Below are 11,327 nucleotides of genomic sequence, written 5' to 3'. Positions count from 1 at the left end.
AATAATTTCTGGTGCCGGTACACCAACGCTGCACCGGCACACGGCTATTTTTTCTCCCTGATCAGCGTGACCACACCGTCCATTGTGGAAACCAGGGTTTCATTTTCGCTGATCACGTTCACCGTGTTAACCATCGAGTTATCTACCTTATGCCCCCAAAGGGTCTCTTTTCCATCAGCCCGGATGGCATACACTACACCGTTGCGCGTACCGAAGTAAACACGGTCTTTTTTCGAAATGAGCATGGATGGCGCGTGTTCGTAGCCGAAACCGACGTTCAGTTTCCAGGCAATGCCGGGATTGCTGCGGCCGGGGGCAAAAGCTACAACTTCATCCTGCATGGTTTTTCCATAAATGAAGCTGCCGTCTGCTGCGATTCCGGTCGATTCCCTAACACGTGCCTCATTGTTGCGCCAGAGGGTCTGGCCGGTTGCCAGGTCAATCGCTGTCAGGTAACGGTCGGGTGCTGAAATATACACGATGCCGTCTTTTTCAATCGGCGTGCACATGGCCGGCGAAAACATGCGGTTTGCGTTGCCGTTGTTCCATTTCCACCGCAGCGCCCCTGTCTTCGCATCGAGCGCGTACAGGTGGCGGTCCCAGGAGCCAAAAATGACCGTATTTCCGGTCAGCAGCGGTTTGCCGACAATGGTGCCGCCAAGTCCGTTAAATGTCCATAGTACTTTGCCATTCCGGGCATCGAGCGCGCGGAAACAGCTGTCGCTCGAACCGATGTAAACCGTATTGCCTTTAACCAGCGGGCTGCCTAAGACAGCTTGTTTGGCTGTGAAGGTCCAGGCGGGTTGTCCCGTTTTTGCACGAAGCGCATAGACTTTCCCATCGCCCGAGCCGATAATGACCAGATCTTTGAAGCTGGCAGCCGAACTGTAAATGGCTCCGCCGGTCTGAAAGCTCCAGGTTTTTTTTCCGGCATCGGCGGTCAGCGCCTCGACGGTGCCCAGGCTGTTGCCAAATACAACCAGGTTCTTGTGCTTTACCGGGGTATTCACAACGTTTGCAGCGCTGTGGTAAGACCAGGCCTTTTTTATTGCAGGGTACTGCCCGTTGATCGTTGAATCGGGGCGGGGGAACGTGCGGCCGTCATTCCGGTAGGTTTCCAGCGCGTGCATGCGCCAGGGGTTCTGAAGCGGCTGCCCGGGGCGTTTCTCGGCAAAAAACACCGAATCCTGACGCATGGTTACAATGTTGTAGCCACCAATGCTGTCTTTGGCACGCAGGTTAGAGCGGCCCATGGTGCCCTTAATGCCTTCAAAATCGTAGCCTTTGTTCTGGTGGCCATGGCCGCAGATTGAGTACTGGACGTTGTATTTTTTTAGCCGGTCAGTGGCTTCGTACCAGTTGTCCAGGCTGTTGTCAAGCGGGTAGTGGTTAATGAACACGATTCGCTGTCCTGCCGGGGCGGCTTTCAGCACCTGGTCCATCCAGATGATCCCATCGCGCGGGATATGGCCGTCAGACATTCGCACATATGGACCGCAGGCATTTGCTATGAACAGAAAACCCTTGTGCGTAAAATTAAATTTGTCGCTGCCAAATGTACGGATGAAAGACACGCCGCCAGACTCTGACCAGCCCGTATCGTGGTTGCCCGGAATCACGTGATAAGGCTTATTCAGTCCTGAAAGAATCTCTTTGGTCAAAGCCAGTTCCTTGTTGGTTCCCATCTCGGTGAGGTCGCCGGTAACCAGCACAAAGTCGATATCGGTTAACCTGTTAATGTCGGCAACCGTATTGCGCAGATCGCGTTCGCCGCTTTCTGCACCGACATGTGTATCGGTTACAAATGCATATTTGAATTGCTGGGCGGAGGCACTGAACCCCAGGGTAGCCGCCAAAACCAGGATCATTAATTTTTTCATTGCGTGTTTTTGCTGTTTTCGATTTAAATATGCGCATTTATGCGGGAAAATGCGAGCACTGTAATCAACATGTTAAAGAGAGACCGCCTGCTTTGTCAACAGGATCACATTTTGAAGGCCGCGTAACAGCCGATCGTTGCGATTCAGGAAAAATTGAATTACCTTTGCCCGGCAAATAATAACTCCTAATCATTATTTGCTATGCAACTCGATCCCCAAAAATTTATCGCCGAAGGACTAACATACGATGACGTATTGTTGGTTCCTGCCTATTCTGAAGTGCTTCCCAGCGATGTGGACACCAGCACGCAGCTTACAGCCCGCATTAAACTGAACGTTCCGATCATTTCGGCAGCGATGGACACCGTAACGGAGTCTGACCTGGCCATTGCGATCGCGCAGGCCGGCGGGATCGGCATCCTTCATAAAAACATGACCATTGAGCGCCAGGCAGGGGAGGTGCGGAAAGTGAAGCGTTCCGAAAGTGGGATGATCCAGGACCCGGTCACGGTCGATGAAGGTGCCTCGGTGGGCGATGCATTCAAACTGATGGAGCAGAACAGCATCGGCGGGATCCCGGTGGTTCGCAATGGCAACAGCCTGGTCGGTATCATCACCAACCGTGACCTGCGTTTTCAGAAAGATATGTCGAGGCCGATCGTCGAAGTGATGACCAAAGACAACCTGGTCACTGCACCGGAAAAAACCAATCTGGTTCAGGCTGAAGAAATACTGCAGAACCACAAGATCGAGAAGCTGCCTGTTGTAGATAAAGATGGCCTGCTCATTGGCCTGATCACCTATAAAGACATTCAGAAATACAAAAACTACCCAAAGGCCTGTAAAGATGAACACGGACGGCTGCGGGTCGGTGCGGCAATCGGCGTTGCCGGCGACAACATTGACCGGGTAGCTGCACTGGTACAGGCCGGTGTAGATGTAGTTACCATTGATACGGCTCACGGGCATTCAAAAGGGGTGATCGACATGGTGAAACGGGTAAAAAGCCTGTACCCCGACCTCCAGGTCATAGCAGGCAATATTGCGACCGCCGAAGCTGCGGTTGCCCTGGCCGACGCCGGCGCAGACGCAGTTAAGGTAGGTATAGGTCCGGGTTCCATCTGCACCACCCGCATCGTGGCAGGTGTAGGCGTTCCCCAGCTTTATGCAGTTTTTGAGTGTGCCCAGGCACTGAAGGGCAGAAACATCCCGGTTATTGCCGATGGCGGCATCAAACAAACCGGCGATATTGTAAAGGCCATCGCTGCAGGCGCCAGTTCCATTATGGCCGGGTCGCTGTTTGCCGGAGTAGAAGAATCGCCTGGCGAAACCATTATTTACGAAGGCCGTAAATTCAAATCGTACCGCGGCATGGGTTCTGTCGATGCCATGGCAAAAGGTTCTAAAGACCGCTATTTCCAGGATGAAACAGATGTGGTAACCAAACTGGTACCCGAAGGCATCGTTGGGCGTGTGCCTTACAAGGGGACGCTGGCAGAGGTGATTTACCAATATATCGGCGGACTTCGTGCAGGCATGCATTACTGCGGATCGGCCACCATTTCAGATCTGCAGGAGGCCAAATTTGTGCGCATTACAGCTGCCGGCATGCGCGAAAGCCATCCGCACGATGTTACGATTACCAAGGAATCGCCCAATTATACCCGTTAAACCTTCTTTTCAACGATCCCCGCAGCATACTTGCGGGGATTTTTTTTGTAAAAAATTTGCTGCCTGCATTTTTGATTTTATATTTGTCGACTTAATCTATAGATTTTATATAAATGAAAAAAACTTTTTTAAACGTTCGCTCTCGTTGTTGTCCCAGCCAATTACCAAAACCCTTCCTGATCAACAACACCAATTTTTAAGACATGAAACCACGATACTTCCTTTTCAAATCTGTTTTACTTCTAACACTCTTTATCCTCTCGAACGAGGCCCTGGGTCAGGGTATTAATCTGGTCGAGATTAGCGGCAAAATTTTGAGCAGCGACACCAAAGAACCGCTGCAGGCGGTCAGCGTGGTGGTAAAAGGTACGGTTGCCGGTACCAGTACCAATGCACAGGGTGAGTTCGCTTTGCGCACCCGCGCCCGGTACCCGTTTACTCTTGTCATTTCTTCTATCGGTTTCCAGACACAGGAATACGTGGTAAACGGTCCTGGTTCGAAACTGTCTTTTGAACTGCAGACCCAGACGCTGCTTGGCAAGGATGTGGTCATTACGGCTTCGCGTGTGGAAGAGAACATCCTGAAGTCGCCGGTTGCCATTGAAAAACTTGATATCCGGGCTATCCGCGAGTCGCCGGCGCCAAGTTTCTATGATGCGCTGGAGAATGTAAAGGGTGTACAGATGACTACGTCAAGCATCACCTTCAAAATACCGAATACCCGGGGCTTCAATATCCCGAACAACTTTCGTTTTGTCCAGTTGTCAGACGGTGTTGACATGCAGGCGGCCACCCTGGGCGTGCCATTGGGCAATGCCATTGGGCCGACCGAATTGGATATCGCCAGTGTGGAGATCACCCCGGGCGCGGCTTCGGCATTGTATGGCATGAATGCCATAAACGGCATGGCCAACCTTCTTACGAAGAGCCCGTTCCTGTACCAGGGGCTTAGTTTTTACAGCAAAACCGGTCTCAATCATCTTGGTGGTACCGGCCGCGAGCTGAGCAACCTGACCGAAAACGCAATCAGGTATGCCCGCGCGTTCAATAATAAATTCGCCTTTAAGGTTAACCTGAGTTACCTCCGGGGAACGGACTGGCTTTCGAACTCTTACCAGGACCAAAACCCCAACAACCTGAACACAGCCAATCCGCTGTATCCTGAGCTGGGGGGCGCTGTTAACCCGGCTTACGACGGCTGGAACACTTATGGAGATGAGACCAATAATGCGGTAACAGTGAGCGGAATTACCTATAACGGTAAGCCGAACCAGAGTTTTCTTGTTCGACGTACGGGTTACCGGGAGGCCGACCTGTCGCGGCCTGTGGTTTCCAACCTGAAGTTCGACGCCGCCTTGCATTACCGCCTCACAGAGAAAGCCGAACTTTCTTACAGCTACCGTTTCGGCACCATGGACGGCGTGTTTCAGCGCGGCAACAAGATCCAGCTGGACAATGTGCGGGTGCAGAACCATAAAATTGAGCTCAAGGGCGCCAATTACGTGGTCCGAACTTATCTCTCTACAGAAAATACCGGCAATTCGTACAACATTAAACCCCTGGCCGACAACCTGGACCTGAGTCATTTATCGAACAATGCCTGGCGCGATAAATTCAAAACTTCGCTTCAGACGCAACTGAATAACGGCGTTCCGCTGGCCGATGCCATGGTGGCTGCACGGCAGAACGCAGACCTTGGCCGTGTAGAGCCTGGAACGGCGGCCTTTAGCCAGCTAAAAAACACGATCATCGGCATCAACAACTGGGACCATGCCAATGCAGGCATTGCCGGGGCTCCGGCTACCGGAGGTGCCTGGCTCAGCCAACGCAGCCGCACCTACCATGGCGATGCGCAATGGGACCTGACAGGTAAAATCAGCTTCCTGAACCTGCTGGTAGGCGGCGACGCAACCATTTATGAGGTCATCCCCGACGGGAACAATTTTGTAGACTTTAGCCGGCCGGTTTCCGAACGCAACAAACCCCTTGCCAACGGAAGTTTTGGCGACAATGTGTACTACAAGAAATTCGGCGTATTTGCGCAGGTTACACGTACCTTTTTTGAAGAAAAACTGAAGCTCTATGGTTCGCTCCGGTACGATTACAACCCAGAGTTCAAAGCCAAACTGAACCCGCGGGTAGCGGCTGTCTATACGCTTGCTGAAAAACATAATTTCAGGGCGTCGTTCCAGAATGGTTTCCGTTTTCCGGCGCTGTTCGAAGCGCTGTCTTTCGTGAACAATGGTAATGTGAGGCGTGTGGGCGGTCTGTCTTACATCAATGAAGGACTGGGTTATCTCGATAATTCCTATACCCTGACATCGGTGAATGCTTTTAATGCCGCTGTAAACAAGGATGTAGCCAGTGGTTTAACAGCAAACGACGCAGCGTTGAAAAACCGTTCCCTGCTCGAGGCGACCCGCCTGCGCGCTACTGAGCCCGAGCGGATTAAAGCTTTCGAGATCGGTTATAAAACGGCCCTCCTCAATAACAAACTGGTGCTGGATATCGACGCTTATTCGAATCAGTACACAGGCTTTCTCGGACAGGTGGAAGTTGCAGTGCCGGCATCAGGAACGATCGGCTCGGACGCAGCTGTTACAGACATGCTCGCGGCTAACCGTTCTAAACAGACCCGGTACCGGGTTTATACCAACGCGAAAAATACCTATAATAATTTCGGGTCCTCACTCGGACTTACTTATAACTTTACCGGTAAATTTACCGTCGCCGGTAATGTCAACTACAGTGACATTACCGAAAATACCGAAAAGGATGTTTTCGTGACGGGCTTCAATACGCCAAACTGGGCAACGAACCTGTCTTTCGGTAACCGGGAAATCCTGCCGAATTTTGGTTTCAATGTGGTCTGGAAATGGCAGGAAGCGTTTCTTTGGGAAAGCCCGCTCGTGAACGCCAGGGTGCCCGCTTACCACAATTTCGATGCGCAGGTCAGTTACCGCATTCCGCAGGCGAAAGCCTTTATCAAAGTGGGTGGTACCAACCTGTTTAATAAACACTATATCCAGTATGCCGGCGGCCCGACACTCGGTGCACTGTATTATGCCTCGATTACCTTCGACGGCCTGCTTCAAAAATAACACCTGTCTGTAGGGGGGCGGCCTTGCCGTCCCTTTATGCCTTTATCCGGGAAGATATTTTACAGTCGCTGTACAATATAAACGCTATTTTTGGTGGCTATGAACCCGTCTTTCGAAACTTTAAACCGCATCATTGCCCAACGCCGCAGCGTTTTTCCGGAGAGTTACACCAACCAGGAAATTCCGCGTGAAGCCCTGGCGGCCATACTTGCGAGCGCCAATTACGCGCCCACACATAAACTCACCGAGCCCTGGCGTTTTGTTGTGTTCCGCAGCGCGGGCAAAACGCGTTTTGGCGCCGAACTGGCGCGGCTGTACCGGGCATCTGTAACCGATGCGCAGTTCCTGCAAAAAAAATACGACAGCATTCTTGAAAAAGCGGCGCGTGCCAATGTCATGGTGGCACTTAACATCAGTTACCATCCAGATAAGGTACCGCAATGGGAAGAAGTGGCAGCCATGGGCTGCGCTGTGCAAAATATGGCGCTTACCGCAGAATCCCTGCAAATCGGCGCTTACTGGAGCAGCCCGGCGATGATCGGCGAACTCGGACCTTTCCTGGAGCTGGGTGCAAATGAACAGTGTCTGGGTATCTTTTACATGGGATACCATGAAGCAGCTCCCCGCGAAGCCAGGCGCGGCCCGATCGAAGAAAAAGTCCGGTGGATTGAAGAATAAGCATGGTACAAGACATGCAGGATTTTAAAACGCAGGTCGTGGAAGCGGTGCTGGCGCTCACAGACCAACGCCTGGACGAAGCGGGAACAGCGCTGCGCCTCGCCGAGGAGGCGGCCAAAGATGATACAAAAAGCAGTGCAGGCGATAAATATGAAACAACGCGCGAAATGATGCAGCAGCAGATTGATAACAACAGGAAACTGTTGTTTGAGGCTGGCCGGCAGCGGGCATTTTTGCTGCAGCTGCCGCTTGCAGCAACGGCAACGGTCTCGAACGGCAGCCTCGTCAGGACCAGTCTGGGCTGGTTCTTTATCAGCATCAGTGCCGGGCAGGTGGCGGCCGGGGGCATACCTGTTACAGCCATTTCGCAGGCAGCGCCGCTTGGCAGGCTGCTGATGAGCCAGATACCCGGCAAATCTGTAACTTTTAACGGGCGTACTTTCCTGATCGAGGAAATCTTGTGAGCCGTTGCGGAAAAGCGGCAAAATAGGCCTGGATCGCTTTTTTGGCAGTTATGGGATACGCATGCGCTGCTTAAAGGCAGGCGCCAGGAAAGTCCTCAGGTCGCTGTAGGGCACAAAGACCTCCAGCTCGCCGGCGGCATAAGCCGCAACCTCGTAAGGATTGTACAGAAAACCGATCCCTTTGCTGTTAAAATAAACATTGTTGTTTGCGGGCAGGAAATCATCAAAAAGGATCGACTTCAGGCTGGCATCTGGCGCAAGGCCATATTGCTGCCTGAACCTTTTTTCGACCACCTGCTGCAGGCTCACTGAATCCATGCGAACAATGTCTTTCAGCTGCAGTTTCTTTTTCGAAACCAGGTCAAAACATGAAAAGGTGATGCCGTGGTTGCCATGCGCACCGCCGGTATATGCATAATTCAGGGCCTCGAAAACCAGGAAGTTATTTTCATTGTAACGAACGCCGAGGTTCTCTACGGATTCATAGTTCATCGTCGCCGTCATGGCCGCAGGATCGTTTAAATCTTCTTCGCTGATGCCTGTGTCGTACTCGCTGAAAAAGCGTTTTGCGCTTCCGCGCAGCGCCTCTGTCCAGTCAGAACCCTGCAAACGCATGAGTTCTTTGACCTGCGTATTGACGTACCGGGAATTGGCATTCGCCTCAGCAACGATGACCTGTATGGCAGCCTTTGCCCTGGGCGAGTTCTTTCTACCGGGGAAAGCGAGTACTGAATCAACAACCCGGACCACGCGAAAGGGTACCGACCCATTTGCATAGGTTTCTGTCAGTGTAATCGGGTAAGACTTGCCTTTATCTTCATCTTTCCAGGTGCCTGCGAATACTTTTCCGGCCCATTTTAACGTAAACTGTGGCGATTTGCGGTTTCCGCCGTTGCTCCAGGTCATTTCTGAAATGACAAGTGCCCCTTCATTATTCAAGGAATCGAACTGTAATTTGATGGGAATGCCGACTTCCCGGTAATAATAGGAGCCTACCGTTTGCTGCCCGGTACGCATGAGGTCCATGACCACCGGTTTGCCGCCAATGGTGCCTTCAAGATGTTTATAAAACAAGCTGTCAGGTTTGGTGCTGGCTGCAGGAGCCTGTTTTACCGTGGCGGTTTCTTTGGTCTTGTCGGGGTTTCTGCAGGAGGCGATGGCCAAAGGAAACATCAGTGCAAAGAAGATATGGCGCTTTTTCATTTTCAGGTTTTTTTCTTAACGGTAAAATGCCTGGTTTGTTTGCTGATAAACGCTTCGACCCGCCTTACCTGATGGCGGCGGTGGCGTTTCCCGTCCTGACAAACGTTTTTTCGTAGCGGGCCCATTCCTGTGCCGTAATGCCCGCCTCGGCTGCCCTGGTCTTAAAAAAGGTGTAATCAGTTGGCCGACCGTCAGCCCGCAAGCACTGTTCAAAAAACCGGTACATCCGTTTTTCGCCGACGATCTGTTCCAGACCGCGAAGCAGCAGCGGACCATAATTGTAGCGGTATGTGCCAGAGATCTCGTCGGCATTTTTTACCTGGTCAAGCGGTACCGCTTTAAACCGGGCCAGGTCTTTTGCCTGCTTACGGAAGTGTGCTGCCGCCCATTCCTTTCCGAAGCGGGCTTCGGCCGCCTTCACAGACAGGTACTCGGCAGAAGATTCCAGGAAAAACCAAAACAGCGTCGAATTTGGCTTCAGGACGTTGCCGAAGTAATAATGCGCCACCTCATGCGCAATAAAAGAATAATCGCTGCTGTCTTTTAACGCCTGGCTGGTCGTGTCGATCATTTTGCCCAGGCTGGTGCCGGCAAAGGCAACGACAGGAAAATTAACAAAGCCCCATACGCGGCCTTTGTTAAAACGCTCTATGGGCTCATGTTCTATGAACACATTGCGTGTGTTATACCGGGTGTGAAGTTTTTCGGCCAGGAAGCGCCTCATCTCAGCAATATTTTTCTCGAACCCCCCAAGTTCAGCATTTGTCATGCGCGTATTCAGGAACCAGGCGCCCGGGGTTTTCTGTAAAGGGTAATCGCCAAGAAAGAGCAGCGGCGCCGCCGGAAGTATTGACTGGAAAACAGCCTTTGGCCCTGGTTTCGGATCATCGCCATTTACAAACAGCATTTTTGCGTCTGCACTTTCAACGGTGATGCGGTAAGTCAGCTGTTCAATCTGCCGGTCGTTACGGGTATCGTACATGACAGGGTACCATTTGGACTGGTCGGTTGCCCGCAGCGTTTTGCCATTGAAAGCGATGAGCCCTTTAAAATCGATGAAATTGAGCGTGTCGGTATAGACCGGGAAGGCGCCTGTATACGTGATGCGTAGTTTTGAGGGGTTGCGGTATACGCTGTCGCCACGCTGCGGCGTGTAACATAAGCCTTCGCCCCTCATTTTTCCATTGTAAAAGCCATTGTATCTTAGCACCCGGCCAGCACTGTCCAGCATGCTTTTGATGTTGAAACCTTTGTTCAGCAGGATCTGGTAATCTGTTCCAAGTTGCGGCAGGTTAGAAAGCGTAAAGTCGCAGCTGATCTGGCCTGTAGCCATGCTTACGCGTACCGAGCCGGTCAGGTGCGGAACCTGCGAACAAACGGGAACTGACCTGCCCAGCAGCACAGACAGTAACAAAACGATGTAGCTGCTGCGCACTTAAAAACTATTTTTAATGCTGTTACTCAGTGTTTTCGGGCTCCAGTAACCACTTGCAATGATGCGGCGAACCGTATAAAGGGGCTCTTTTTCATCACGTTTTGTTGCCAGCTGAAATGCCATTCTGAACCCGCGTTTTTTGAGCTCAGGAATGCCTTCGCTGTTCCAAAGTCCAAAAGGATAAGCAAACTCGGTTATTTTTTTGCCAGTGATCTCTTCGAGTTTTTTGGTCGGTTTATCGAGTTGTTCTTCCCAGTCCTTGCCCTGGTATTTTTTAAAGTTCTTGTGGTCGTAAGTGTGGCTGCCGATTACGTTGCCTTCGTCTGAAAGCTGTTTGATCTGTTCTTTGGTCATGTACTCAATTCGTCCTTTACGGCCAATCGATACGGTCATGATGAAATACACCGCTTTATAGCCATATTTTTGCAGGGTTGGGCGCACTTCGGTAAACTGGTCCATATCCGTATCGTCAAACGTGAGCATGATGGGTTTGCTGGGCAATGGCGCGCCGGTATTTAAGTAGGCATATAACTGGTCGGGCAGGATGGTGTGGTAACCGCTGTCTGCCAGCATTTTGAACTGGTCTCTGAAATTCTGTACTTCAACAATATAGTCTTTGCCTACTTTACCGTCGGTAGACCGCCAGTTGCGCACCTGGTGGTAACAAAGAATGGGTACCTGTTTCCGGGCCAGGATATCTGCCGGTTTGGCGGGTTTGATTTTCGATACGTCTGCGGTTTGTGCAGGCGCGATGCTTGCGGTGTCAGCCGTTTTGTCTGCGGCGACCGAGCTTCCGGGCTGCGATTTCGACTGGCATCCGGCAGCGAGCAGGAGTGCAGCTGCAGCCAGGGAAAGTACCTTATTTTTCATTCGTTGCTGTAAATTTTAAGTATTC

The 11,327-nt window shown here is 51.6% G+C and carries 8 protein-coding genes; 4 read left to right on the top strand and 4 right to left on the bottom strand.

The window, feature by feature from the left end; all coding sequences use genetic code 11:
• Positions 1-44: 44 nt before the first annotated feature.
• Entirely contained in the window at positions 45-1,880 is a 1,836-nt protein-coding gene (locus tag C7T94_RS15060) for an outer membrane protein assembly factor BamB family protein (protein ID WP_107216241.1), read from the bottom strand.
• 201 nt (positions 1,881-2,081) lie between these two features.
• Here C7T94_RS15060 and guaB point away from each other — a divergent pair, with 201 nt between their 5' ends.
• The 4 genes from guaB (at position 2,082) to C7T94_RS15035 (ending at position 7,794) form a co-directional block, all read left to right on the top strand.
• A complete protein-coding gene (gene guaB / locus C7T94_RS15050) occupies positions 2,082-3,551 on the top strand; it encodes an IMP dehydrogenase (RefSeq protein WP_107216239.1) in 1,470 nt (489 codons plus the stop codon).
• Between the two features lie 203 nt (positions 3,552-3,754).
• Positions 3,755-6,652 (top strand): TonB-dependent receptor, encoded by a 2,898-nt coding sequence (locus C7T94_RS15045; RefSeq protein ID WP_107216238.1) that lies wholly within the window; start codon positions 3,755-3,757, stop codon positions 6,650-6,652.
• Between the two features lie 99 nt (positions 6,653-6,751).
• Positions 6,752-7,330 (top strand): nitroreductase family protein, encoded by a 579-nt coding sequence (locus C7T94_RS15040; protein ID WP_107216237.1) that lies wholly within the window; start codon positions 6,752-6,754, stop codon positions 7,328-7,330.
• A 2-nt stretch (positions 7,331-7,332) separates the two neighbouring features.
• Entirely contained in the window at positions 7,333-7,794 is a 462-nt protein-coding gene (locus C7T94_RS15035; RefSeq protein ID WP_239495037.1) for a 3-oxoacyl-ACP synthase, read from the top strand.
• Between the two features lie 48 nt (positions 7,795-7,842).
• Here the strand turns inward: C7T94_RS15035 and C7T94_RS15030 are convergent, their stop codons facing one another.
• The 3 genes from C7T94_RS15030 to C7T94_RS15020 all read right to left on the bottom strand — a co-directional run bounded on the left by C7T94_RS15030 (position 7,843) and on the right by C7T94_RS15020 (position 11,302).
• Positions 7,843-8,997, bottom strand: a complete 1,155-nt coding sequence (locus tag C7T94_RS15030; protein WP_107216236.1) for a DUF3298 and DUF4163 domain-containing protein — start codon at positions 8,995-8,997, stop codon at positions 7,843-7,845.
• 64 nt (positions 8,998-9,061) lie between these two features.
• Complete coding sequence (locus tag C7T94_RS15025) at positions 9,062-10,432, bottom strand: M1 family aminopeptidase (RefSeq protein WP_107216235.1); 1,371 nt, start codon at positions 10,430-10,432, stop codon at positions 9,062-9,064.
• Positions 10,433-11,302, bottom strand: coding sequence for a polysaccharide deacetylase family protein (locus tag C7T94_RS15020; protein WP_107216234.1), 870 nt, complete (start codon positions 11,300-11,302; stop codon positions 10,433-10,435).
• Positions 11,303-11,327: the final 25 nt, after the last annotated feature.

Source organism: Pedobacter yulinensis, assembly GCF_003029735.1.
Taxonomy (GTDB): Bacteria; Bacteroidota; Bacteroidia; order Sphingobacteriales; family Sphingobacteriaceae; genus Pedobacter; species Pedobacter yulinensis.
Note: the sequence above shows the minus strand (reverse complement) of the source record. Positions and strands in the feature narration are given on the sequence as shown.